22 protein-coding genes are annotated in these 24217 nt (G+C 53.4%); 10 read left to right on the top strand and 12 right to left on the bottom strand.

The window, feature by feature from the left end:
• Nucleotide 1: 1 nt before the first annotated feature.
• Nucleotides 2-1180, top strand: coding sequence for a P-loop NTPase (locus IDM49_RS04040; protein ID WP_190725108.1), 1179 nt, complete (start codon nucleotides 2-4; stop codon nucleotides 1178-1180).
• A gap of 66 nt (nucleotides 1181-1246) precedes the next feature.
• Here IDM49_RS04040 and IDM49_RS04035 read toward each other — a convergent pair whose 3' ends face one another.
• The gene (locus IDM49_RS04035) at nucleotides 1247-1633 is read right to left on the bottom strand and encodes a twin-arginine translocase TatA/TatE family subunit (protein ID WP_168613812.1); all 387 of its coding nucleotides are present in this window, start codon (nucleotides 1631-1633) and stop codon (nucleotides 1247-1249) included.
• 98 nt (nucleotides 1634-1731) lie between these two features.
• Between IDM49_RS04035 and IDM49_RS04030 the strand changes: the two genes are divergently transcribed.
• Complete coding sequence (locus IDM49_RS04030; RefSeq protein ID WP_190725107.1) at nucleotides 1732-2367, top strand: O-methyltransferase; 636 nt, start codon at nucleotides 1732-1734, stop codon at nucleotides 2365-2367.
• An 85-nt stretch (nucleotides 2368-2452) separates the two neighbouring features.
• Here the strand turns inward: IDM49_RS04030 and IDM49_RS04025 are convergent, their stop codons facing one another.
• Entirely contained in the window at nucleotides 2453-3799 is a 1347-nt protein-coding gene (locus tag IDM49_RS04025) for a hypothetical protein (protein WP_228008179.1), read from the bottom strand.
• A 24-nt stretch (nucleotides 3800-3823) separates the two neighbouring features.
• The gene (locus tag IDM49_RS04020; RefSeq protein WP_190725106.1) at nucleotides 3824-4150 is read right to left on the bottom strand and encodes a DivIVA domain-containing protein; all 327 of its coding nucleotides are present in this window, start codon (nucleotides 4148-4150) and stop codon (nucleotides 3824-3826) included.
• Between the two features lie 219 nt (nucleotides 4151-4369).
• Between IDM49_RS04020 and IDM49_RS04015 the strand changes: the two genes are divergently transcribed.
• The 4 genes from IDM49_RS04015 to IDM49_RS04000 are packed head-to-tail and all read left to right on the top strand — an operon-like array spanning nucleotide 4370 to nucleotide 7628.
• On the top strand, nucleotides 4370-5098 hold the full coding sequence (locus IDM49_RS04015; protein WP_190725414.1) for an amino acid ABC transporter ATP-binding protein: 729 nt from the start codon (nucleotides 4370-4372) through the stop codon (nucleotides 5096-5098).
• 35 nt (nucleotides 5099-5133) lie between these two features.
• Nucleotides 5134-5985 carry a glutamate ABC transporter substrate-binding protein gene (locus IDM49_RS04010; RefSeq protein ID WP_168613816.1) on the top strand — a complete coding sequence of 284 codons (852 nt, stop codon included), beginning with the start codon at nucleotides 5134-5136 and terminating at the stop codon, nucleotides 5983-5985.
• Nucleotides 5986-6027: 42 nt separating this feature from the next.
• Complete coding sequence (locus IDM49_RS04005; protein ID WP_168613817.1) at nucleotides 6028-6711, top strand: amino acid ABC transporter permease; 684 nt, start codon at nucleotides 6028-6030, stop codon at nucleotides 6709-6711.
• Nucleotides 6708-7628, top strand: coding sequence for an amino acid ABC transporter permease (locus tag IDM49_RS04000; RefSeq protein WP_190725105.1), 921 nt, complete (start codon nucleotides 6708-6710; stop codon nucleotides 7626-7628). Before IDM49_RS04005 ends, IDM49_RS04000 begins: the two co-directional genes overlap by 4 nt.
• An 89-nt stretch (nucleotides 7629-7717) precedes the next feature.
• On the opposite strand, the gene dapE is transcribed toward IDM49_RS04000, so the two are convergent.
• Nucleotides 7718-8857, bottom strand: a complete 1140-nt coding sequence (gene dapE / locus IDM49_RS03995; RefSeq protein WP_190725104.1) for a succinyl-diaminopimelate desuccinylase — start codon at nucleotides 8855-8857, stop codon at nucleotides 7718-7720.
• Nucleotides 8858-8916: 59 nt separating this feature from the next.
• Between dapE and dapD the strand changes: the two genes are divergently transcribed.
• Complete coding sequence (gene dapD, locus IDM49_RS03990) at nucleotides 8917-9870, top strand: 2,3,4,5-tetrahydropyridine-2,6-dicarboxylate N-succinyltransferase (protein ID WP_403214983.1); 954 nt, start codon at nucleotides 8917-8919, stop codon at nucleotides 9868-9870.
• 209 nt (nucleotides 9871-10079) lie between these two features.
• A complete protein-coding gene (gene galE / locus IDM49_RS03985; RefSeq protein ID WP_190725103.1) occupies nucleotides 10080-11093 on the top strand; it encodes a UDP-glucose 4-epimerase GalE in 1014 nt (337 codons plus the stop codon).
• A 152-nt stretch (nucleotides 11094-11245) separates the two neighbouring features.
• On the opposite strand, the gene IDM49_RS03980 is transcribed toward galE, so the two are convergent.
• From IDM49_RS03980 to IDM49_RS03950, 7 genes are all read right to left on the bottom strand, one after another.
• Nucleotides 11246-12535 carry a citrate synthase gene (locus tag IDM49_RS03980; protein WP_190725102.1) on the bottom strand — a complete coding sequence of 430 codons (1290 nt, stop codon included), beginning with the start codon at nucleotides 12533-12535 and terminating at the stop codon, nucleotides 11246-11248.
• Between the two features lie 159 nt (nucleotides 12536-12694).
• Entirely contained in the window at nucleotides 12695-13828 is a 1134-nt protein-coding gene (gene dapC, locus IDM49_RS03975) for a succinyldiaminopimelate transaminase (RefSeq protein ID WP_190725101.1), read from the bottom strand.
• A 198-nt stretch (nucleotides 13829-14026) separates the two neighbouring features.
• The gene (gene fdxA, locus IDM49_RS03970; protein ID WP_168613824.1) at nucleotides 14027-14350 is read right to left on the bottom strand and encodes a ferredoxin; all 324 of its coding nucleotides are present in this window, start codon (nucleotides 14348-14350) and stop codon (nucleotides 14027-14029) included.
• Between the two features lie 157 nt (nucleotides 14351-14507).
• Nucleotides 14508-14942 (bottom strand): hypothetical protein, encoded by a 435-nt coding sequence (locus IDM49_RS03965; protein ID WP_190725100.1) that lies wholly within the window; start codon nucleotides 14940-14942, stop codon nucleotides 14508-14510.
• Nucleotides 14939-15814, bottom strand: coding sequence for a PIG-L family deacetylase (locus IDM49_RS03960; protein WP_190725099.1), 876 nt, complete (start codon nucleotides 15812-15814; stop codon nucleotides 14939-14941). Before IDM49_RS03960 ends, IDM49_RS03965 begins: the two co-directional genes overlap by 4 nt.
• A 148-nt stretch (nucleotides 15815-15962) precedes the next feature.
• Entirely contained in the window at nucleotides 15963-17870 is a 1908-nt protein-coding gene (gene typA, locus IDM49_RS03955; RefSeq protein WP_168613827.1) for a translational GTPase TypA, read from the bottom strand.
• A 267-nt stretch (nucleotides 17871-18137) separates the two neighbouring features.
• Complete coding sequence (locus tag IDM49_RS03950) at nucleotides 18138-20090, bottom strand: BCCT family transporter (RefSeq protein WP_228008178.1); 1953 nt, start codon at nucleotides 20088-20090, stop codon at nucleotides 18138-18140.
• A 389-nt stretch (nucleotides 20091-20479) separates the two neighbouring features.
• On the opposite strand from IDM49_RS03950, the gene pgi reads away from it, so the two are divergent.
• Both pgi and IDM49_RS03940 read left to right on the top strand, forming a co-directional pair.
• On the top strand, nucleotides 20480-22159 hold the full coding sequence (pgi, locus tag IDM49_RS03945) for a glucose-6-phosphate isomerase (RefSeq protein ID WP_190725098.1): 1680 nt from the start codon (nucleotides 20480-20482) through the stop codon (nucleotides 22157-22159).
• Between the two features lie 128 nt (nucleotides 22160-22287).
• Nucleotides 22288-22758, top strand: a complete 471-nt coding sequence (locus IDM49_RS03940; RefSeq protein WP_190725097.1) for a DUF805 domain-containing protein — start codon at nucleotides 22288-22290, stop codon at nucleotides 22756-22758.
• On the opposite strand, the gene IDM49_RS03935 is transcribed toward IDM49_RS03940, so the two are convergent.
• A complete protein-coding gene (locus tag IDM49_RS03935; RefSeq protein ID WP_190725096.1) occupies nucleotides 22755-24095 on the bottom strand; it encodes an MFS transporter in 1341 nt (446 codons plus the stop codon). The genes IDM49_RS03940 and IDM49_RS03935 overlap by 4 nt on opposite strands.
• Nucleotides 24096-24217: the final 122 nt, after the last annotated feature.

The following is a 24217-nucleotide window of genomic DNA, read 5'->3' as shown; positions in this document are numbered from 1 at the left end:
CATGAGCGATCACGAATCGCTTGATACCGCGCTGATGCGCGCCCTCGATACCGTTATTGACCCCGAACTGCGTAAGCCCATTACCGAGGTTGGCATGGTGGATTCGGCTACAGTCAGCGAAGGTGTTGCCACCGTGGCGGTTCTGCTGACCATTGAGGGTTGCCCGCTCAAAAACACTATTGAGCAGGATGTACGCGAGGCTGCCCTGACAGTGGACGGCATCGAACAGGTGGATGTTCGTATTGGCTATATGAGCCCCGAGCAGCGAAGCGAGCTCAAAAAACTTTTGGGTCACAGCTCCCGCGCTAATCCTTTTGCCAGCCCCGATTCTTTGACCAAGGTTTATGCGGTGGTGTCGGGCAAAGGCGGCGTTGGCAAGTCCTCAGCAACAGCAAACTTAGCTGCCGCGATGGCATCTGCCGGGCTCAAAGTTGGTGTGGTCGATGCCGATGTTCACGGCTTTTCTATTCCAGGCTTGTTGGGCATTACGCAGCCACCCACTAAGTTAGAAGAAATGATTTTGCCGCCGGTTGTGCCGCTGCCAGAGGCTCAGCGTCAGGCCTGGGAAAAAGGACACCCCCACCAAGATCCCGGTTTCATCAAGGTCATCTCCATTGGCATGTTCGTTGAGGGCAACCAACCTATTGCTTGGCGTGGTCCTATGTTGCATCGCGCGCTAGAGCAGTTTCTGACCGATGTGTACTTTGGTGATCTGGATGTTCTGCTTTTGGATTTGCCGCCGGGTACCGGTGATATCGCGATTTCAATGGCTCAGCTTCTGCCCGGCGCTCAGCTGTTATTAGTTTCAACCCCGCAGGTGGCTGCCGTTGATGTTGCCGAACGCGCAGGTACTCTTAGCCTTCAGACAGAACAGAAAGTCGCCGGCATTATCGAAAACATGAGCGCAATGGTAATGCCCGACGGTAGCACCATGGAGGTCTTCGGTTCCGGCGGTGGAGAGGTACTCTCACAGCGTCTTCGTGATGCGTTGGGCTACGAGGTGCCGCTTTTGGGTTCGGTTCCGTTAGATGTTAGCCTGCGCAGCGGTGGGGACGCCGGTGTTCCAGTGGTGTGGAGCGCCCCCGACTCCCCTGCCGGATCAGCTATGCAGGCAGTAGCCGACCGCGTCCTTGAACAAAAGCGAGATCTCGCAGGTAAGGCACTTCCGCTGAACTTCTAGCCAATGAGCAACAGATAAAGAGCCGCCCGGAACTTATGTTCCGGGCGGCTCTTTGTACATAAAATTTTAGGTGGCTTCGATATCGAACGGAGCGAGTTTACCTGCACTCAAACGGTCAGTCTGAGAGGTACCCTGAACCGGCGCAATCACTCGCGTGCGCTGCTCAGCTGCCTGCCGCTCTCTCTCACGCTCAGCGTCGTCCTCAGCCAGCGCCTCTCGAACAATGGTGCGGGGGTCATACTGGCGAGGGTCATACTGACGCCAGTTGATGTCATCCAATACACCAGGGCCCATTGCCTCTTTGAAATCGTCTTTGGCGTCAAACGCCATACGACGAACAGACTTCACAAGTTCTTTGAGCTGTTGGGCGTATTCGGGCATGCGTTCTGGGCCGATCACCACTAGTGCGATGACGACAATGATAATAAATTCCATACCGCTAATTCCGAACACATTGAGAGATTACCAGCATTGGCGCACAAAACGCACATATAAGTGGTACGGGTCTATATGATTAGTAGGGAATCCACAGCTTTTCAGGGAGATTATCTATGGCTCAGCTAGCTCAACTCAGCGCAGCGTTCATTGAGGAGTACCCTCGACAAAGCGAGTTGATGCAGCAAACCCGTGCCGAGGGCGAGCGCAGCGGTGTCTCGGGTGTCTCCGCCCCTGTTGCTTCTTTGCTGACTGTTCTCGCGGCGGTTTCTGCTGCTCAGAATACCGTTGAGGTGGGTACAGGTAGCGGTGTATCGACGCTTGCCCTGTTAGAAGGCTTGCCCGAGGGGTCAGCGCTGACCACCATTGATATCGACTCCACCCGTGAGCAAACGGCTAAAGAAGCTATTAAGGCGGCGGGCTTTGATAAGACTCACCGGGTTCGTGCTATCACCGGGGATGCCGCCCACGTGCTCCCCCGTCTGTCTGAAAATTCCTACGATCTTGCGTTTATCGACGCAGATGCAGAACACTTTGAACACTATGTGTATGAATGTTTGGCCCTGCTCAAAACAGGGGGTCTGCTCATAGTGCATGATGCGCTCAACAACGGGGCGGTGGCTTCGCCTACTGCGCGCGATGAAGTGACTAACTCGCATCGTTCGGTGTTGAACTCGCTACGCGAAATCGACGATATTTTTGTCTCGCTGGTGCATGCTGGCTTGGGGCTGTTTCTGGTCTATAAACGTTAGATTTTCTACAGCCAATGGCTGACTTGCCTCCGGTGGGTAAAGCTCTCTTACCCCAATCTGTAGCTTTGGGAGATCGAGATATTTTTTACGGCGGGTAGTCTCCGCCACCGGGCAGTTGCTTCCAGTGCCAAAGCCAGCCAACCCACCCAGCCTGAAGCACAGCACCACTGATAATCAGCAGTGCTCTGTAGGCTCGCGATGTTGAAAGTGCAACCAGCGGCAATACAAGAACAAAAAGCGGTAGCATCATGCGGAAGGTTGAGCTCTGCGGGAACCAGAACAGCAGTAAGTAGACCGCAAAACTTGCACACCATAGTCTCAGGGCTGGGGCAAGCGTCCGTGAGGTGAGCGGCGACAATAGCACTCCGAAAAAGGCAACTACCAATGCTGCCAGTAAAAGCGGGCCAAAAACGCCGAGATAGTGTTTACTCTGTTCGATCCACGGTGCAAAGAGGTACAGGTGGCTACCGCGCCACGCTGTTTCTGTTGCTGTATAGGCATCGGGTTCTCCGGTGCGCATCCACGCTATTAAAGGCCAGAGAAGAGCGAAGGCACACACCGCCAACGCGCACACCAGCTGTACCAGGTGTTTCTTGAAAGATGTAGCTAGCTTTCTGTAGCTCAGCGCTGTACCGCCTGATTCTGTGAAGACTGTCCATGCCCACCACAGCCCAAAGGTTGCACCTAGCGGCACACCGATAGGACGCGAGAGGCAGGCGATGAGTGCAAACGGCAGGGCAAGAATATAGTGGCTGCGCAGTAAAAATAAAAGACTAGCAGCAAGAAAAATGAGGTTAAACGATTCCGCGTAGGGAATTTGCAGGACTGCGCTCACGGGTGCGAAACCAAAGACAGCAACTGCCCACAGAGCTAAGGTGTGGCGGCTACTTTGAGCTGAAGCAGCCGATACAGATTCTGGCTCCTGCCAGTTGGTTTTAGCAAGAGACTCTTTAAAGAGCAGGTAGATGACCCACGCTGCAATGAACCCGGAGATAAGAGCTACCCCAATGGCGGCACTCATATAACTAACATCAAATATTTTGGCTAGCCCACCGGAGACCATGGGATATGCAGGCATGAAAGCCCACTGGTTCTGTTCTACTACCCCGCTGGCGCTGTGCGGAAGGTGCTGGGGGTAGCCGCTAACAGCTATTTTCTCGTACCAGCCAGCATCCCAGATGCTCAAAAACTGGGCATAGCTCAGAGGACCACTACCCCAGGGGCTTGTCAGTTGTTGGCGCGCTACCGTTGAGAAAACGAACCATCCCCAAACCCTTGATGCAGCAAACACAAGAAGTACCTGCGCGAAGGCAGGCAAACCCATAAAGCGGAGTTTGGCACGCAGAAACAGTTCAACCAACCGCTGAGTTGCCTGCGGTACACGAAGTTTTCTGGCTCCGGTTTGGGGTTCCAGTTGATCAGAGGGGTACACAGGAGACCTATTGTCTGCCGACAATTATTTGACCTCGGTGGTGGACGCAGGGTGGTGGTGAGTTACCCGCGTTTCGTTATGCTCGATAAGCTGAGCAATGAACTGGTCAACTTCGCTCTTGTTATAGCCACCTAGAGAGGTCGCAAATCGAAGGCGCTTGAGGTCTTCGGCAGATAGATTCTCAGGCAAGATCAGGGCTGGTTCAACAGCTTCATGAAGATCGATTCCGTCAGAGGCAAAGTGCTCCATTGTCTGTCGTCCGGGAAAGAGTCGCTGACCGCCTAACAAGCATCCTGCAATTACAAGCATGGCCAGCATGACAAAAACGAGAACCACCAAAATATACGCCATTTGCCCTACCTTACCTTCATAGGATATTGTGCACATCACACCATATGAGCGAAGTGAATCACTCCAAAAGATGCAGTCCGTAACATATCGGTTACTTTGACTGTTTACTGTTGATTCAAACATGCCACACTCAAGCTCGTGAAGCATGCCTAAATACTTCATGCTACATGAGCAAATTACTCTACAAGACCCAGGAGGGCCCCGATGAGCCAAGAAGCTCTGGTTCAGGTACGCGGCGTCAATAAGCACTACGGTGCTTTACACGTACTCAAGAACATCAACCTAGAGGTTGGTAAAGGTGAAGTCATTATTTTGCTCGGCCCTTCAGGCTCGGGTAAATCCACCCTGTGCCGCACCATCAATCGTCTTGAGACCATCGATAACGGTGAAATCCTCATCGATGGCAAGGTTCTTCCCGCCGAGGGCAAAGAACTAGCTAAACTTCGTGCAGATGTGGGCATGGTTTTCCAGTCTTTCAACCTCTTTGCGCACAAGACCATCTTGGATAACGTAACGCTCGGCCCTCGCAAGGTCCGCGGCCTGTCCAAGTCAGAAGCTGAGGCTGAAGCCATGCAACTTCTCAAGAAGGTCGGCGTTGATTCACAGGCAAATAAGATGCCCGCTCAGCTTTCCGGCGGTCAGCAGCAGCGCGTTGCTATCGCGCGCGCGCTAGCCATGAAGCCCAAGGTCATGCTCTTTGACGAGCCCACCTCAGCGCTCGATCCCGAAATGGTCAATGAGGTTCTCGAAACCATGGTTTCACTGGCTCGCGAAGGCATGACCATGATTGTAGTAACCCACGAAATGGGCTTTGCCCGCCGCGCAGCCGACCGCATCGTTTTCTTGGCAGATGGCGAAATCATCGAGCAGTCCAGCCCCGACGAATTCTTCTCAAACCCCAAGTCAGAACGCGCACGCGACTTCTTGGGCAAAATCCTCAACCACTAACCGGCGCACCGGTTTTAGATGTGAAAGAGACACACATGTTCAACAACATCACAAGCAAAATCGCAAAGGCAACATCCGTGGCTGCAGTTGCGACCCTTGCGCTGACCGGTTGTGGTTCTTCAACGTCGGCAGATGGCGATACCATCCGCATCGGCATCAAGTACGATCAGCCAGGTCTGGGTTACCAGGACGGGCGCGACTACACCGGTTTTGATACCGATGTGGCCCGCTACGTTGCCAACGAGCTGGGCTACGATGAAGACCATATCGAATGGGTTGAATCTCCCTCAGCAAACCGCGAAAACATGCTGAAAAACGGACAGGTCGACATGATTTTTGCGACCTACTCCATTTCTGAATCGCGTTTGAAAACCGTTGATTTCGCCGGCCCATACTTTACCGCGGGCCAGGACCTTCTGGTACAGAAGGACAACACTGACATCACCGGCCCCGATACGCTCGATGGCAAGAACCTGTGTTCTGTGACCGGTTCAACCTCGGCGAAAAAAGTTCAGGATAAGTACGCATCCTCTGTTCAGCTGGTTCAGCAGAATTCTTACTCTGACTGTGTGGTCGCGCTGAACGCTGGCATGGTGGATGCGGTGACTACTGACGACATCATTTTGGCTGGTCTTGCGTCGACCAAAGCTAATAAAGGTGAGCTCAAGGTAGTCGGCAATACTTTCACTGAGGAACGCTACGGCGTTGGCCTGCCTAAGGGTACCGACAAGTGCGAGGCTATCAACAAAGCCATTAACAAAATGGTTGAAACCGGTGCATGGGAAGAAGCCCTCACCAAAAATGTTGGTGAATCCGGCTTCAAGTACAACCGCGAACTCAACCCTCCCAAGCTTGACTCAGCCTGCGCTACTGCACCGGCTAAATAAGCATCTCTCACCTATACATACTTTTAGATATTGGAGACTTTCATGTCGTTCTCTGAACAGCTCTCCACGCTCTTTGCCAAATACAATGTGATCGATGCGTTTTGGACAAACGTGCAGTTGACCTTCTGGGCAGCTATCGGTGCTTTTGTTCTCGGATCGATTCTGGCATTGATGCGTATTTCACCGGTTCCTTCGCTGCGTGCGGCGGGTACCGCCTACGTTCACTTGGTTCGCAATACTCCGCTGACCATTTTGATGACTTTGGCAATTTTGGGCGTGTGGACTCAGTTTCAACTCTCCCTCTCAAGCAACTTTGAGACTAACTTCTTTCTCTACGCAATTATCGTCCTGGCGATTTATCACGCTGCTTTTGTGTGTGAGGCTATTCGCTCCGGTGTGAATACTGTGCCCACCGGTCAGGCGGAAGCTGCACGTGCTATTGGTTTGGGTTTTATGCCCACTGCACGCTACGTGATTTTCCCGCAGGCGCTGCGTGGTTCTATTACTCCTCTGGGCAATACTCTGATTGCTCTTGCTAAGAACACCACTGTTGCTACCGTAGCGTCCGTGGCAGAAGCATCGGGCATGATGAAATCCATGATCGAGTTCAACTCTGATCTAGTGTTCATGATCTTCTTTGTTTTTGCGATGGGCTTTGTGGTGATCGTGGTTCCGATCGGTCTGCTCACTACCTGGGCTTCACGTAAACTGGCGGTGAAACGATGAATCGTAAAGTTACTACCTCGTCATCTGTACTCTTTGACGTTCCCGGCCCTAAGGCAGTGGCTCGCACCCGACTTTTCAATATTTTGTCGGTGCTCGCTATTCTCGCGCTTCTTGGCTACATCGGTTATGTCATGCATCGTCAGGGACAGCTTGAGGCTGATAAGTGGACGTCCCTTTTCAGTGGCAACCTATGGGCTAACTACATTCTGCCCGGCCTGTGGAATACCTTGAAAGCTGCGCTAATTTCAGTCGTTACCTCTGTAGCTTTCGGTGTGTTCTTTGGCATGGCACGCCTCTCACCGTTAGCTCCCGTACGCTGGTTCGGAACTATCGTTGTTGAGTTCTTCCGCGCAGTGCCGGTGTTAATCATGATGATTTTCTTCTGGCTCTTCTTGGGCAAGTTCTCTGTGCTCTCACCGCAGCAGCTTCCCTTTATCGCTGTTGTGCTGGGTCTGACGCTCTACAACGGATCGGTTATTGCAGAGCTCTTGCGTTCCGGTGTTCATCAGCTTCCTAAGGGACAGGGTGAAGCTGGCCTTGCCATCGGTTTGACCCCGTGGAAGGTTCTGACTTCGATTCTGATGCCGCAGGCTATGACCGCCATGATGCCCTCTTTGCTGTCACAGTTCGTGGTGATCCTTAAAGACACCGCGCTCGGCTACATCATCTCGTACCCCGAGGTGCTCGCATCCGCACGACGCTTTGGCTCCGGTGAAGGCAACATTTTGCAGATGCTCCTTCTGGCAGCTCTCTTGTTTATCGTCATCAACTTTGCGTTGACGTTGCTTGCTGAACGTCTATCGAAGTTCATGAGCTCACGCTCCAACGTGGAAATCAAGCACGCTGACGGTGTTCCCGGCGAGGTCGATGATCCTCGCCCGAAGACCGAAATGATGTTCAAGATTCCTAAGGCGTAATCTGGCTCTTTCGCAGCAAATAAAAGCACCCGCGTCCTACCTACTACAGGTAAAGACGCGGGTGCTTTAGTTCTGCCCGGGCGTATCTGCTAGGCAGTCAACCACTGGTACAGTGCGCGGTAGCATTCGCGGATGGCTTCGGCGCTGACATGCTCGTTATCGGTGTGCGCTAGTAGAGCGTCACCGGGGCCGAAGTTCACGGCGGGAATACCGATTTCACTAAAGCGTGCCACGTCCGTCCAACCGTACTTTGGTTTAGGCTCTTGACCTACAGATTCAATCAAGGAACGTGAGAGTTCTGCATCGAGTCCAGGACGCGCCGCTGACGACTTATCAACGAATTCTAGCTCGTAGCCTTCAAAAACGTTCTCAACGTGAGCGATAGCTTGATCCAGCGTCTTGTTGGGCGCAAAACGGTAATTGATGTGCACCTTAGAATGATCGGGAATCACGTTGCCCGCAATACCGCCCTCAATCTGCACAGCGTTGAGCCCTTCGCGGAAGGCAAGTCCCTCTACATCGTAGGTTTGGGCCTCGTAGGTGGCCAGGCGGCCCAGGACGTCTGCCATCTTGTGAATCGCGTTCTCCCCCACCCACGAGCGTCCTGAGTGGGATGCCTTACCGTGAGTGTGAATCCAAAAACGCATGGTGCCGTTACAGCCGCCTTCGATAGTGCCATTAGTGGGTTCTAGTAGCACCGCAAAATCAGCGTCTGTTAGCAAAGACTCGTGATTGCGCATGAGGCGGGCAAGGCCGGAAAGCTCCGAGGCGACTTCTTCGTGATCGTAAAAGACGTAGGTAATGTCATAGTGAGCGTCGGTCAGTGCAGCCGCCAATGCCAGTTGCACAGCCACGCCACCTTTCATGTCGGTGGCGCCGCGTCCGTATAGCACTTTTTCGCCGTCTTCTTCGACCCACTGGCTCGGCACGGTACCCAAAGACCCTTCAACCTGCGGCAGGGGTACGGTATCGAGATGACCGGCAAGCACTATTCGCTTGTCCTTGCCCCAGTTAGTACGCGCAATAATGGAATCCCCGTCACGAGTGACGCTCAGATGCTCTAAGGACGTCAGCTGCTTCTCAACAGCATCAGCGATGCGTTTCTCATCGCTCGACACAGAAAAAATATCTAAAAGATCGCGAGTCAGCTCCGCAACGTCCTGGGTTAAGTCGAGCTCCTGAGGTCCGATATCAGAAAAATTATCAGCTGTCTGAGGTGTTGTAGTCATGCGTCCACCATACAACTACCACTGGGCAAGACTCATCATCTTTTCGTAGACTGGACTGTATGACTGATTCACGCGTAGCTTCAGGCTTGGGCCTGGCAACCATCGTACATTCTGGCAACAATGCCGGCACGGTTCTTGATACCTGGTTTCCTGCACCGGCACTTACCAAAGAGGCAGACGAATCCTCACGAGCAGCGCTAGAGCAGCTCGTTGCGGAGGACGCTTCTCGCAACGTTCGCACCGAGGTTGTGGATGTTTCCATCAACTTGGACGAGGCTCCCGCTGACGCATCAGACGCGTACCTGCGCCTGCACCTTCTCTCGCATACGCTGGTAGAGCCCAACTCCATCAATCTTGACGGTCTTTTCGGGAAGCTCGCTAACGTGGCGTGGACTAATTTCGGCCCTGTTTTGGCATCTGAAATCAATGAGCTTTCCATCAAGTTGCGTACCCGTGGCCATCTGAGCATCTCTCACGTAGATAAGTTCCCGCGCATGATTGACTACGTGGTACCTGCAGGCGTTCGTATTGGCGACGCTGACCGTGTGCGTCTTGGCGCGCATTTGGCGTCCGGCACCACCGTCATGCACGAAGGCTTCGTCAACTTTAACGCGGGTACTCGTGGCACCTCAATGGTCGAAGGACGCATCTCGCAGGGCGTTATCGTCGGCGACGGTTCTGATATCGGCGGCGGCGCATCCACCATGGGCACTCTCTCCGGCGGCGGCACCGAACGCGTCTCTATAGGTGAACGTTCGCTGGTTGGTGCTGAAGCTGGCATCGGCATTGCCCTGGGCGATGACTGCGTCGTTGAAGCCGGTCTTTACATCACTGCGGGTTCTCGCGTCAATGTCATTCTTGAAAAGGGCGCTGAGCCTAAGACCGTCAAAGCAGTTGAACTTTCAGGCGTCTCGAACCTTTTGTTCCGCCGCAATTCACTCACCGGTGCAATCGAAGTATTGCCCCGCGCAAATAACACGGTTGAGCTTAACGAAGCACTGCATATCAACTAATTCCAGTTGGTAAACATTACCGGGGAGTACGAAAACCTTTTTCGTACTCCCCTTTTCATCGTAATTTTGTAGGTAGTTGTGCGCTCACTAGCGGAATTACTGCCACCGCAATTGCTTCTACGGGTAGAGTAGAAATTGCACTATATAATAAGCATTTGCTTTCTTATCGTGCGTGGGGAATAACGCACGGTTTCATCTAAAGGGGATTTATGAAGATTTTGGTTACCGGTGGCGCCGGCTACATCGGCTCGCACACCGTTCTAGAGCTACTCAACGCAGGCCACGACGTCACTGTCATGGACAACTTGGCAAACTCATCAGAAGAATCATTGGCACGCGTGGCAGAGCTGACCGGCAAGAAGGCCGCTTTCCGCAACGTTGACTTGCTTGATCTTCAGGGCATGAAGGATCTGTTCAACGAAGTAAAGCCCGACGCTGTTATTCACTTCGCTGGTTTGAAGGCTGTTGGCGAGTCGGCTGAAAAGCCGCTGTGGTACTACCAGACCAACGTCACCGGTACCTTGAATCTGCTGTACGCAATGGAAGAATCGGGTTGCAAGTCAATCGTCTTCTCATCGTCAGCAACCGTGTACGGTGCTCCTGAAGAAATGCCGCTGACCGAAAAGATCAATATGGACGCGCAGTCCTGCTACGGCCGCACCAAGGAGCACATCGAAGATATGCTCGTTGACTTGGCAGCATCCGATGATTCATGGAACATCGCTCTGTTGCGCTACTTCAACCCCGTTGGCGCACACGAGTCAGGTCGTATTGGTGAGGATCCTGCAGGCATCCCCAACAATCTTGTTCCCTTCATCGCTCAGGTTGCAGTCGGACGCCGCGAACACCTGAACGTGTTCGGCAACGACTACCCCACTGTGGACGGCACTGGTGTGCGCGACTACATCCACGTGGTTGACTTGGCTGACGGCCACCTCAAGGCACTGGATTACATTGCTGAGCACGGCGGGCTGCACACGTGGAACCTGGGTACCGGCAACGGCTATTCGGTTCTGGAAGTTCTGCACGCGTTTGAAGAAGCAGCTGGTAAGGAACTGCCCTACAAGATTGTTGACCGCCGTCCCGGCGACGTAGCAGTCTCCTACGCTGATCCTTCATCAGCACTGGCTGACCTGGGTTGGAGCGCCTCACGCGATATCAAGACCATGGTTCGCGACCACTGGAACTGGCAGAAGAACAACCCCAACGGTTACGAAGCCTAAGCTTTCTTAAATCTCAAATACGAGGGGGCGGGGACTTTCACTGTGAAAGTTCCCGCCCCCTCGTTATAAGTAGTGCTCGGATACACTGCGAGGGGGCATGTATCGTTCAAATCTCATGATTTTTGAACGATACATGCCCCCTCGCGGAAACTTTAGTTAGTCTCTACACCCGGGTAGTGACGCAGCTTCTCGCCGGTGTAAATCTGACGAGGACGTCCGATCTTGGTGTCCGGGTCCTGAATCATTTCGCGCCACTGAGCGATCCAGCCGGGCATACGTCCCAGTGCAAAGAGCACAGTGAACATCTGCTCGGGGAAGCCCATAGCGGTGTAAATCAGACCGGTGTAGAAGTCCACGTTCGGGTAGAGCTTGCGCTCGATGAAGTAATCATCAGCCAAAGCCTTCTCTTCAAGACGCTGAGCAATCTCAAGCAGCTCGTTATCGCCACCTGCCTTGCCCAGAACCTCGTCCGCGGTCTTCTTGATGATGCGTGCGCGAGGATCGTAGTTCTTGTAGACGCGGTGGCCGAAGCCCATCAGGCGTACGCCGTCTTCCTTCTTCTTAACCTTCTCCATGAAGTCTTCGGGGCTGATGCCCTCTTCTTTGATCTTACGGAGCATGTTGAGAACAGCCTCGTTAGCGCCGCCGTGAAGCGGGCCGTACAGCGCATTGATGCCTGCTGAAACAGAGGTGAACATGTTAGCGTGAGCTGAACCTACCAGGCGCACGGTTGATGCGGAGCAATTCTGCTCGTGATCAGCGTGAAGAAGCAAGAGGGTATCGAGTGCCTTGGCCGTTATGGGGTCAACTTCGTAGTCCTCGGTCGGGAAGCCGAAGCACATGCGCAAGAAGTTTTCTGAGTAGTTGAGATCGTTCTTGGGGTAGATGAAAGGCTCACCGCGTTCCTTCTTGAACGCGTAAGCAGCCAGGGTGGGAACCTTAGACAACAGTCGGAAGGTAGAAACCTCAACCTGATGATCGTCGAAAGGATCAAGTGAGTCACCGTAGAAGGTGGACATTGCAGAAACGCTCGCTGCAAGCACAGCCATGGGGTGAGCACCGCGAGGGAAGCCCGAGAAGAAGGTCTTGAAGTCCTCGTGCACCATGGTGTGACGACGAATCATGGTGTCGAACTCATCAAGCTGTGAGCCGCTGGGTAGTTCGCCGTAAATCAAAAGGTAAGCTACTTCAACAAAGCTTGAGTTAGCTGCCAATTCTTCAATGGGATAACCGCGGTAGCGCAGAATACCTTCGTCACCGTCAATATAGGTAATTGCTGACTTAGCGTTAGCGGTGTTCATGAAGCCCGGATCGTAGGCTACGTGACCGGTTTCTTTGAGCAATCCTGCGGTTGAAAAGCCGTTGCCACCTTCGGTTGCCTTAACACCGGGGAGCTTTAGTTCCTTTTTGCCGAAGCTTAGAGTTGCTGAAGTCTCAGCCATTGTTCCTCCATTTTTCGTGGAATGTAGTTGAGGTGGAAGGTTCGACATCGAACACAGTGCACCTCAACATCACCAAACATCTGTTGTTTAGATTACCCTGAATCATGCACTCGGTCACATCGGGCGCTTCTTCGGACGAAATATTTGCACCGGCAAGGTTTAACCGTTAGAGAGGCGCTGCGCAGCTTTTGCGATGTTTTCATCGCTACCGGTCAGCGCGATACGCACGTAGCCTTCACCCGCGTCCCCGTAGAAAACACCGGGACCAATCAGAATGCCCTTGTCGGCAAAACGCTGCACAGTATCCCAGGTGCTCTCCCCCGCTGTAGCCCACAGGTAGAGGCCAGCCTCAGAATGCTCGACGCGCAACCCAAACTTCTCGACGGCAGGTAGTAACATTTCTCGACGCGCGCGGTAGAGATCTTTCTGTGCCGTTACGTGTGAATCTTCAGTCAGCGCTACTGTCATTGCCTGCTGAACAGGCGCTGGCACAATCATGCCGGCATGCTTGCGAGAGTTCACAAGGTTCTTCATAATCGCCGCATCGCCCGCAATGAATGCGGCGCGATAGCCCGCCAAGTTTGACTGCTTAGACAGGGAATAAACGCTGAGCAATAGGTCGTTAGAACCACCGGTTACTGCCGGATCAAGGATTGAAGGAACGGAGCGTCCGCCGCGCTGAACGTCCCATTCGCCCCATCCTAATTCGGCGTAACATTCATCAGATGCGACCACGGCACCGATAGCTCGGGCGTCATCAACGAGTTTCTTCAGCTCATCTACGTCACGAACGATGCCGGTGGGATTTGCCGGAGAATTAATCCACACCAAGCGCACGCGAGCACGGGTTTCAGCATCCAGCTCGTCCAAAGAATCAGCCGCAACAAAGTCCGCCCCGGCAAGCTGGGCACCAATATCATAGGTGGGGTAAGCAACGGTTGGACGCACCACGACATCGCCCTTGCCGAGCCCAAGCAAGAAAGGCAACCAGGCTACCAGCTCCTTAGAACCAACAGTCGGCATCACCTGCTCAACGCTCAGCCCGGGAACATTGCGGCGACGCTCAAACCAGTCAACAATCGCCTGGCGAACCTCAACCGTACCGTGCGTTGTTGGGTAGCCGTGCGCATCCGTCGCATCAGCAAGAGCACGGCGGATCACATCCGGCGTAGGGTCAACAGGCGTACCAATCGAAAGATTCACCAAGCCGTCCGGATGCGCCTCCGCTGTCTTACGGTAAGGAACCATGGTATCCCACGGGTAATCGGGCAGTTGCAAACCAAATTCAGGCATCGTCAATCTCTTCTAGCTCGTTGAATATTTTTTCCAGTCTAAACCTCTGGGCAAGTCGCCCGCTTGTTCAGAACCAAAAATTTCATCTATAGAAACCTCAGCGCTACCCGTATTTCACGCTAAACGCCGCTATAAAAGAAGTTAAAAGAAAATCCTGCCAGCATATAGCCAGCAGGATTTTCATCAGTAAATGGACGCTTAGTCCTGGTTCTGAGGAGGCAAAGCCGCAATCATCGGGTGATCCTTCTCGATCTTGCCCAAGCGAGCTGCGCCACCGGGTGAACCGAGGTCGTCAAAGAAGTCAACGTTTGCGTTGTAGTAATCAGCCCATTCCTCGGGAACATCGTCCTCGTAGTAAATAGCTTCAACGGGGCAAACGGGCTCACATGCACCACAGTCAACGCACTCGTCGGGGTGGATGTACAGGGAACGTTCACCTTCGTAGATGCAGTCAACGGGGCATTCTTCAACGCATGCCTTGTCCTTAACATCCACGCAGGGCTGAGCAATAACGTAAGTCATGCTTGCCTTTCTCTAGCGTCCGCCCGAGATCTCTAAAAGTGGGAATGAGATGGGACCCGGGCGTCCTGTGTGCGAAATTGGGTTATCTTTAGAACAGTTTAGCCCTTAACCTGCATCGAAACAGATTTTAGTGGCATACACTACACGGAAAATCGAGCTAGTCGCGGGCTACTTTTGCCCGGTTTCTGGCGTGCGATTTTGCGGCGATAATGATGCCTAAAGTCACGCAAAATAAGGAACCTAAGCCCCATAGCGTACCAGCGACGCCAATGGGCAAATCGGTATTCATCAGCACTAAAACTGATTGATCGCGGGCGCGGCCGAACGCAAAATACGTAATAATCGCAAAAATCGTCACACCCATCAGACCACCGGTCCACGTTCTTTGCGTGTGCAAGCAAAGCCAGATGGTCGCCAGGCACGTCATCAGCAGGGCGAGCAGGGTTCCCCACGGGATATAAACGGTCTGCGAGAGGTACCAGATGGATGCGTGCCACATGGTTCCACAAAACGCCACGATAGCACCCAGCGCTATAGCAGCAATCGCGCTGGATGCTGTTCCCGGCGCGGTAGGCGAAGAAGGTTTCATCATGCTGAACCCTTTGAACTGAGAAGTCGGTAGGTCTCTACCGCTGAGATTTTTTGCGGCACGAGGTTGGAGAATTTAAAGACGTCGTCAGAGACGATAATGACCTGTGTGGCGTGAGCGCGCATGGCTTCACGTTTAGCGTCCTTATCGCCCTCAATAACAGCCTGCAAGCGGGTATCGTCGGGGTTGGAGTCACCTTCAAGCCCCCAAGCCAGATGCGGCTCAGCATCACTACCGCGCAAGATGTTCAATGCCCGAGATGTCGCAAGATGAACACGTACGTGATCTGGGTGGCCGTACCCGCCACCATCGTCATAGGTCACCACAACATGCGGTTTGTGCGCGCGAATATAGGATGCGATTGCTTCGGCTTCTTCTTCCTCCGAGAGCTTGGTCAGGCAGTCATCGGCAGCTACCGGGTTAGCCTTAGCGCGGCCGTCTTCACCCCATTCCATACCGGAATCACGGTAAATCGTTGCACCGTTTTCTGCGCGAGCATCACCGCGTCCTAAATATTCATGGTGCCTTACGCCTAAAACGTCAAGGGCTGCTTTGAGTTCCTTTTCGCGAAGCTCCCCTAGGCCCTCTCCCCGATCAGTAGTACCGGGGTCCCAGGCCTCAAGATATTTGAGGTCATCAGGAATGACCTCGCCCATCTCGCCGCGGGTAGCAGTCAGCAAATCTACCTGTGCACCGGCTCTACTCAGTGCTCCCATGGTGGCGCCGGTCGAGGTAGATTCATCGTCAGGATGCGCGTGCACAAAAAGAACCCTGGCATCAGCAGGAGCCAGATCTGCGGGCAATAACGATTGCACGTAGTTCTCAGCCACAAAGCTACCCTGCTCCGGATAGTAGGGGGTGTTCTCTTGAGTCACTGCCATCACTTTCATACGTGTTTTGAGGTCTCACCTATTTTATAGGGTCTTGCTGGGTGCTTTCTGCGAACCTGATCGGCACCCATACTAAAAGTGAGGTAAGAGCCAACCGGCTCTCACCTCACTTTTGTATAACAGCTAGTGCAGCTTATGCACGCGCACGGCGACGGAATTCGCGAACGCGCTCGTTAGCGTCCAGGATAACCTTGCGGATGCGGATAGCCTCGGGAGTAACCTCAACGCACTCGTCTTCGCGAGCGAATTCCAGTGACTCTTCCAAGGTCAGCTTGCGCGGAGGGGTCAAGTTTTCGAAGTTATCTGCAGATGCTGAACGCATGTTGGTCAGCTTCTTTTCCTTGGTGATGTTAACTTCCATGTCATCTGCACGGGAGTTTTCGCCAACAATCATGCCTTCGTAAACCTCTGAGGTGGGTTCAACGAAGAATGAGCCGCGCTCCTGCAGGTTAATCATTGCGTACGGGGTTACAACGCCGGCACGGTCTGCAACCATTGAGCCGTTGGTGCGGTACTCGATGTCGCCTGCCCAGGGCTCGTAACCAATTGCGTAGGACGATGAGATACCTGCACCGCGGGTTTCGGTGAGGAACTGGGTGCGGAAGCCAATCAGGCCACGTGCGGGAACGTTGAATTCCATGCGAACCCAGCCGGTGCCGTTGTTGGACATGTTGTCCATACGGCCCTTACGAGCAGCCATCAGCTGAGTAACAGCACCCAAGTATTCTTCGGGAACGTCAATGATCATGTGCTCCATGGGCTCATGAACCTTGCCGTCAATAGTCTTGGTAACAACCTGAGGCTTACCAACAGTCAGTTCGAAGCCCTCACGACGCATCTGCTCCACCAGAATTGCAAGAGCAAGCTCGCCACGTCCCTGAACTTCCCATGCGTCAGGACGCTGGGTGGGAAGAACCTTGATGGAGACGTTACCGATGAGCTCCTTGTCCAAGCGATCCTTCACTTGGCGAGCGGTCACCTTAGCGCCCTTGACCTTACCAGCCAAAGGTGAGGTGTTGATACCGACGGTCATGGAGATCGCGGGGTCATCAACGGTAATCAGCGGCAGTGGCTTGGGGGTTTCAGGGTCGGTCAAGGTTTCACCGATGGTGATGTCTTCGATACCTGCAACCGCCACGATTTCACCGGGGCCAGCTGATTCAGCGGGAACACGCTCAAGCGCCTTGGTAGCCAGAAGCTCTGAGATACGAACGTTCTTGGTTTCGCCGTCCTGGCGTACCCATGCAACGGTCTGGCCCTTCTTCAAGGTGCCGTTGAAGATACGGAGCAGTGCCAAACGACCCAAGAAGGGTGATGAGTCAAGGTTGGTCACGTGCGCCTGCAGAACCTCATCGGGGTTGTAAGTAGGTGCAGGAACGCGTTCGATGATGGTCTTGAACAGCGGCTCAAGATCATCGTTATCGGGCAGTGAGCCGTCAGCAGGCTGGTTCAAGGACGCGGCGCCTGCCTTACCGGATGCGAAAACGATCGGCACATCAAGCAGTGATTCTTCGTCCAGATCGGGTACTTCTTCAGCCAAATCAGATGCCAGGCCGAGCAGAAGGTCCATGGTCTCGCCGATGACTTCGTCAATACGAGCGTCGGGGCGGTCAACCTTGTTAACCACAACAATAACGGGAAGCTTTGCAGCAAGTGCCTTACGCAGTACAAAGCGGGTCTGGGGCAGGGGACCTTCTGACGCGTCCACCAGCAAAACAACACCGTCAACCATGGACAGACCGCGCTCAACCTCGCCACCGAAGTCGGCGTGGCCGGGGGTGTCAATGACGTTGATGGTGATCTTTTCACCGTTTGAGCTGGGGCCATCGTAGAACACGGTGGTGTTCTTCGCGAGGATGGTAATGCCCTTTTCTTTTTCAAGGTCGCCGGAGTCCATGACACGGTCTTCAACATCCGCGTGTGCACTAAATGCGTTGGTCTGCTTGAGCATCGCGTCAACGATGGTGGTCTTACCGTGGTCAACGTGAGCAACGATTGCCACATTGCGTAGATCGCTACGTGAAGCGGTGTTTTCAGACATGCGTTATGATCTCGCTTAATCTAGGGAATAGAAATGCTCGTGTGCGCTATAACAAGTTTTTAGGCGCGCAACAGCACGGGCTTTAGGTACATCATACCTACTGAATGCCCCTAAAAGCTTGTCTATTGCACCACACCCCATATCTGTGGTGCGCTCGACACCTATAAAACGTCCAGGCACATTCGCTTTTTAAAGCACTATCGCGCCCGCACACAGTGTGCGAGCGCGATAGAAAGTCACTCACTCTTTAGAGCCTGGGAGAAGTCTCTACTTCTTCCAAGGAGCCGAAGTACCCGGCTTTTTAGCTGTACGGTCAGCTTCAACTTCTTCTTGAGTGAGAGAACGCTGAGCCTGAGTATCGGTCATCTGCTCAATGGCTACACTGTGCAGGTTGACCTGGTTGACCACGCGATCCACGCGAGACTCAACGTCTGATACCGCAGCTTCAACGCGTTCTTCAACTATTTCAGCCACGGCCTCATCAACTGCTGCCTCAACACGAGCGTCCACCACCGATGAAACCGATGACTTGACCTCGGTTGCCACTATCTCATCGATGTTGTCAGAGACGCGGCTGTGAACAGCTCGCTCGATTTCCTGACGAGCCTGCCGACGCTGACCGCGCACAATGAGCTGGTGCTCGTGGCGCAGGGTCTTAGTCAAGGATGCGCACATCAGCAAGATGACGACGGAGAACGGCAGTGCAGTAAGAATAGCGACGGTCTGGATGGTGGTCAGCGATTCCGCACCACCTGCAAGAAGCAGAGCAACGGATGCTGCGCCTGCAACCAGCGTCCAGAACACGCGAATCCAGGTCTTAGGCTCGGGCGAACCGTGGGTGGAAATCATACCCAGAACCAGAGCGCCTGAGTCTGCTGAGGTCACGAAGAAGATGATAATCAGCAGAACGCTACCGATGGTAAGAGCAACTGATCCGGGCATATTGCCCAGCATGTTGAAGAGAATATGCTCAGCAACTGCGCTACCGTCTGCTTCAAGCAGTGAGGGCTTATCGGTGAAAAGCTCCTGGTAGAGAGCTGAGCCGCCCATCACGGTGAACCAGAAGAATGAAATCAGTGACGGTGCCAGCAGAACACCGAGAACGAATTCGCGAACGGTACGACCCTTAGAAACGCGAGCAATGAACATACCTACGAAGGGCGACCATGAAATCCACCAGCCCCAATAGAAGGTAGTCCAGGTAGCCTGGAACTTCTGTCCCTCATCGCCGTACAGCGCCAAGGTGTTGAATGTCAGCGAAATGAAGTTCTGAGCGTAGTTACCGATAGCTGAAACAAATTCGCGGAAGATAAAGATTGTAGGGCCAGCTACCAGCACAAACAGGCAGACGACTGCCGCCAGAATCAGGTTACCGTTAGACAGCCACTTCATGCCCTTTTCAAGACCTGTAACCACTGAAACCAGGGTGACAACGGTCAGAACAGCGATGATAATAACGTAACCCAGCTTAGTGTTCGCATCGATGTTCATGTAGCCCAGACCAGCAGCAATCTGCATAACGCCCAAGCCCATAGAGGTTGCAACACCGAACAGGGTGCCTACAAGAGCAACAACGTCAATCGCGTCGCCCCAGCCACCTTCAACTTTCTTACCGAAAATCGGCTTCAGCGCGTAACGAATTGACAGGGGCAGCCCCTGACGGTGTGTAGCGTATGCAAGCGCCAAACCTACGATCACGTAGATAGCCCAAGGGTGCAGACCCCAGTGCAAGAATGACTGGCTCATTGCAGCCTGCGCTACCTGCGCGTCGTTACCCGAAACGCCGGGACGCGGGTTCACGTAGTGCATCAGCGGCTCGGATGCACCGTAGAACACCAGACCGATGCCCATACCCGCTGCGAAGAGGAAGGACAGCCAGGTCATAAACCCGAAGTCGGGCTCGTCATCGTCGTTACCGATTTTGACGTCGCCAAGACGGGAGAAGCCCACGTACAGCGCAAAAATAACAAAAAACGCTACCAGCGCAACGTAGTACCAGCCGAAGTAGCCGATGACCTGGGTCTGCAGGTTAGAGAAAATCTCCTGCGCGCTGGTGGGAAAGAGCAAAACCCATCCGATGAATGCCGCCATGATGATGGCAGCGGGCCAGAAAACGCGCTTAGCCAGCGAACCAGCCTCGACCTTGTCCATCATCTCTTTCGAGAGACCGTTGGGTGCAAGACCGGCGTCTCCGGGCGGAGCTTTAATATCTCGTGCCATGTTGATTCCTTCGTATTGTATGTGCATGCTGCCGATACATGATCGACGGGCATAAAAAAGCCCTTTGGCGCAGGTGGTTCATCAAAGGGCGAAAGCTTACGTCGTATGAGGGTGCCTGAATGTCACGCGAACTTGGCATAACTCATATAACTTACTTTCAACCCTAACGAAATGCTCCTCTGATATCTAGACATATGTTGACCACTCGATAAAGGTCACATTTGAGATCAAGGAATTGGAACAGGGATACTTCCTTGAGATAACAGGCAAGATTGCGTCAAATGAACCTTAATATTGTTTTGTGTATTTAAGACAAAAAACCATCTTTTCTTCTCGGTTTAAGTAGAAATCAGGTGGTTTTGTGTGCGTTTTAGAGCGACAATAGAGACATGGATTCATCAAAGCTAGTAGATGCCACCACCACACCCGAGTGGAAGGCACTGAACGAACACCACGACTCATTGACTCCCAATCTTCGCCGATGGTTTGACGCTGACGCCAACCGTGCGTCCAAGCACACTCACACCGCGGGCGATTTGTACGTGGATCTTTCTAAGAACCTCATCACCGATGAGACCATTGAGCTTTTGGGCAAACTCGCTGAGGCTGTAAACCTCAAGGGTTACACCGAAGCAATGTTCTCTGGTGAGCACATCAACATCACCGAAGACCGCGCTGTATTGCACACTGCTTTGCGTCGCCCCGAAGGTAAGACTCCCGAGCTCGTTGTCGACGGTCAGAACGTGGACGAAGACGTTCACGCCGTGCTCAAGAAAATTTACGCTTTCGCTGATCGCGTTCGCAACGGTGAATGGGTGGGTATCACCGGCAAGAAGATTGAAACCGTTGTTAACATCGGTATCGGCGGTTCAGACCTTGGTCCCGTCATGGTTTACGAATCCCTCAAACCTTACAAGCAGGAGGGCTTGTCAGCTCGTTTCATCTCGAACATCGACCCCACCGACGTGGCTGAGACTGTAGCTGATCTAGATCCCGAAACCACCTTGTTCATCGTGGCTTCAAAGACTTTCGGCACTCTCGAAACCCTGACCAACGCTCGTGTGTCTCGCGCTTGGTTATTGAACGCTCTTCGCGAGGCTGGCGCATTAGAAGGCAAGGAAGACTCCGAAGCAGTTGCAAAGCACTTCGTAGCGGTTTCAACCGCGCTGGATAAGGTTGCAGAATTCGGCATCGACCCCGAGAACGCTTTCGGTTTCTGGAACTGGGTGGGCGGACGCTACTCCGTTGACTCAGCTATCGGTACTTCGCTGGCTATCGTCTTCGGCAAGGACGTTTTCGAGGACTTCCTCGCAGGCTTCCACACCATGGACGAGCACTTCCGCACCACCGAGTTCGAAAAGAACGTTCCGGCTCTCATGGGCATGCTGAACATTTGGAACGTCAACTTCCTCGGTGCTGAAACCCACGCGGTACTCCCCTACGATCAGTACCTGCACCGCTTCCCCGCCTACCTGCAGCAGCTGACCATGGAGTCAAACGGTAAGGGCGTTCGCATGGACGGCTCACCCGTGACCACCTCAACCGGTGAAGTTTTCTGGGGCGAGCCCGGTACCAACGGCCAGCACGCTTTCTACCAGCTGATTCACCAGGGTACCCGCATCATTCCGGCGGACTTCATTGCCTTCGCTAACCCCGTGCATCCTGCTAAGGATGGCGAGCAGGACGTTCACGAGCTCTTCCTCGCTAACTTCTTTGCACAGACCAAGGCACTTGCTTTCGGCAAGACCGCCGACGAGGTTCGTGCTGAAGGCACCGATGAGGCTATTGTTCCGGCGCGCGTGTTCACCGGTAACCGCCCGACCACCTCAATTATGGCGTCCAAGCTGACCCCGTCAGTTTTGGGTCAGCTCATTGCACTGTACGAGCACATCACCTTTGTTCAGGGTGTTGTATGGGGTATTGACTCATTCGATCAGTGGGGCGTTGAGCTCGGCAAGAAGCTAGCACTTGAACTGGCACCGGCTGTTGCTGGCGACCGTGAAGTTCTGGCTCAGCAGGACTCATCGACCCAGGGTCTGGTTGATTTCTACCTGAATAACCGCAAGTAATATTTGCGCTCTTTCAGAGCAAAAGGCGAGTACCCTCAGCGGGTACTCGCCTTTTGTATATGCTCGCACTAAAGCCATTCACCTTTATTGCCGGCTCTCACACCGGTGATTGACTGAAAGTACTACCGATGAAGAACCACCTTATCGCCCAGCCGGGCACCACTTTAAAAACCGCTCTGAGCCGGTGGCGTAAAAACCTTTTTGTCTTTCAGGGAACAGCCAGCCGTTCTGAGTTCTGGAAGGTTATTGGGCTGTGGTTAGTGGCGTGGATTGTGGTGAACATCGTGGCTATGTCGGTGTGGATATATACCCTACATTTTCTAGCTACCAACCCGCCTTCAGCTCCAACCGGTAGCATCTGGGAAGAACGCGCTTTTCAGGTCTGGCTTGGGATAGTAACCTGTTATGGCCTCTTCTGGCTTTTATTTACGATACTGAACGCGGGGTTAGGCGCGCGCAGACTACAGGATGCCGGCACCCCGGGTTGGGTTTTCTGGTTCTGCTTGATTCCGCCGGGGCTCACGGTGGTCTTGATTCTGTGCGCCCTGCCGTCGCAGATTCAGCATCAACAGCAGGGCTACACACAGCAGGGACGCTAGTCGCGGCTCTTTTCCCGCGTCAGTACGCGTGCGTTGACGCGGTCTAAGACAAAGGCACAGATTGCTCCCACCAAAGCAACTGCCAGGGTTATCAGGAAGATCTGTTGGTAGCCTTCGTGAGCGTTGTCGCGGTTGGCTTCTACGATGCTCGATGTCATCGGGTTAGCCCAGAAGATTGACGCGTAGACCAAGAAAGAGCCCACAGCCATCGCAGAACCATTGATCTGCTCCGGTAGATGTAGCTCGGCAATGGGTGCCAAAATGACGGCTTTGCCCATGAAGACACCGAATGCCATGACCATCAAAAGCAACATGGCTGGCCACATGCTGGTGGATGCCGGTAGCAGGTACACCAGTCCTGTGCCCAGTGCCACCACAGTTAGGGCGACTCCCAGCATGCGGGTTGATGATTTGAAAATGTAATCAGCCAGCAGACCAGAGACCAGCCCCGCAAGAATACCGACCAAACCGGTGTTGAAAATACCGAAGGCACCGGATACAGCGTCAGAAGCGTTGAAGACGAGTGACAGGTACGGCGCGGACGAGTACACCAGGTTGACGTAGCACCAGTACACACAAAGACCGGCCAAGCCTGCCAGCCAGACGCGAGGCAGAACCAGCACTTTGACCAGACCCTTCAGAGCTGCAATGTTGGCGTTCTCTGTGGGTACTTCGGTACCGCGCTTTTCTTGGCCTGCAACAGCATTACGGGGCACAAAACGTTGCAAGCAGAAAATCAACGGGATAACGAGTAGGGAGTACAGCACGCCCATCACCGTCATCACGGTGTCTGCCCTATCCGGCATCACTGCCAGCAAACCAACAATGCCAAGGTTCATCAAAAACTCCGCGCCGCGTCGGATTGACTCCAGAAGTCCCATTGCCAGACCACGACCTTCTTTATCGGCATCCTGAGACATGAACGCAACGCCGTTGACCACGGCAGGCCAGCCAATCGCATCCCACACGCCCCATGAAATCGCGATAGCAATCATCATGTGGAAGGACAAATCAGGCACAAGATATAGTGCAAGCGCTGTCAGCATACGCCAGATGCCCCAAGCAATCAGAATGGAGCGAATCGTAAAGCGGTTGTTGACCCAGCCACCGGGTACATACAAGAACATTGCGATACCCAGCCAGCCCATGAGAATACCGAACTGGTCGATACCGATGCCCAGGGCGTTAGTCAGCGGCACCATCAGTGAGCCTTTGAACGCCTCAAAAGACGAGTACACCAGCTGTCCAGCCATGGCGACTGTCAGATAACCACTCACACGTCCCTTGCGGAGGAAAACAGGAAGTTTAGATTTCTTCCCAGAAATTGTTGATGACATAGCAGTTCTTTCGATATATCTAATCTTTTGTACTGCCTAGATTAGCGTCATCTCCCCCTCGCCAGTTGTTTAATGTCAAAGATGTGGCTGTCAATAAGCTCAGCTTACTGTTTCTTTTTCTG

It is taken from the genome of Rothia terrae, assembly GCF_014705925.2.
Taxonomy (GTDB): Bacteria; Actinomycetota; Actinomycetes; order Actinomycetales; family Micrococcaceae; genus Rothia; species Rothia terrae.
This window is presented reverse-complemented; position numbering and strand designations above follow the sequence as displayed.

What these genes read in the sequence shown, in the direction of transcription:
- IDM49_RS04005 (WP_168613817.1), top strand. Translation starts at nt 6,028, where the DNA reads ATGTCGTTCTCTGAACAGCTCTCCACGCTCTTTGCCAAATACAATGTG.
- IDM49_RS03940 (WP_190725097.1), top strand. Translation starts at nt 22,288, where the DNA reads ATGAAGAACCACCTTATCGCCCAGCCGGGCACCACTTTAAAAACCGCT.
- dapC (WP_190725101.1), bottom strand. Translation starts at nt 13,828, where the DNA reads ATGCCTGAATTTGGTTTGCAACTGCCCGATTACCCGTGGGATACCATG.
- pgi (WP_190725098.1), top strand. Translation starts at nt 20,480, where the DNA reads ATGGATTCATCAAAGCTAGTAGATGCCACCACCACACCCGAGTGGAAG.
- IDM49_RS04040 (WP_190725108.1), top strand. Translation starts at nt 2, where the DNA reads ATGAGCGATCACGAATCGCTTGATACCGCGCTGATGCGCGCCCTCGAT.
- IDM49_RS03935 (WP_190725096.1), bottom strand. Translation starts at nt 24,095, where the DNA reads ATGTCATCAACAATTTCTGGGAAGAAATCTAAACTTCCTGTTTTCCTC.
- IDM49_RS04010 (WP_168613816.1), top strand. Translation starts at nt 5,134, where the DNA reads ATGTTCAACAACATCACAAGCAAAATCGCAAAGGCAACATCCGTGGCT.
- IDM49_RS03980 (WP_190725102.1), bottom strand. Translation starts at nt 12,535, where the DNA reads ATGGCTGAGACTTCAGCAACTCTAAGCTTCGGCAAAAAGGAACTAAAG.
- galE (WP_190725103.1), top strand. Translation starts at nt 10,080, where the DNA reads ATGAAGATTTTGGTTACCGGTGGCGCCGGCTACATCGGCTCGCACACC.
- typA (WP_168613827.1), bottom strand. Translation starts at nt 17,870, where the DNA reads ATGTCTGAAAACACCGCTTCACGTAGCGATCTACGCAATGTGGCAATC.
- IDM49_RS04030 (WP_190725107.1), top strand. Translation starts at nt 1,732, where the DNA reads ATGGCTCAGCTAGCTCAACTCAGCGCAGCGTTCATTGAGGAGTACCCT.
- IDM49_RS04000 (WP_190725105.1), top strand. Translation starts at nt 6,708, where the DNA reads ATGAATCGTAAAGTTACTACCTCGTCATCTGTACTCTTTGACGTTCCC.
- fdxA (WP_168613824.1), bottom strand. Translation starts at nt 14,350, where the DNA reads ATGACTTACGTTATTGCTCAGCCCTGCGTGGATGTTAAGGACAAGGCA.
- IDM49_RS03950 (WP_228008178.1), bottom strand. Translation starts at nt 20,090, where the DNA reads ATGGCACGAGATATTAAAGCTCCGCCCGGAGACGCCGGTCTTGCACCC.
- IDM49_RS03965 (WP_190725100.1), bottom strand. Translation starts at nt 14,942, where the DNA reads ATGATGAAACCTTCTTCGCCTACCGCGCCGGGAACAGCATCCAGCGCG.
- IDM49_RS04020 (WP_190725106.1), bottom strand. Translation starts at nt 4,150, where the DNA reads ATGGCGTATATTTTGGTGGTTCTCGTTTTTGTCATGCTGGCCATGCTT.
- dapE (WP_190725104.1), bottom strand. Translation starts at nt 8,857, where the DNA reads ATGACTACAACACCTCAGACAGCTGATAATTTTTCTGATATCGGACCT.
- dapD (WP_403214983.1), top strand. Translation starts at nt 8,917, where the DNA reads ATGACTGATTCACGCGTAGCTTCAGGCTTGGGCCTGGCAACCATCGTA.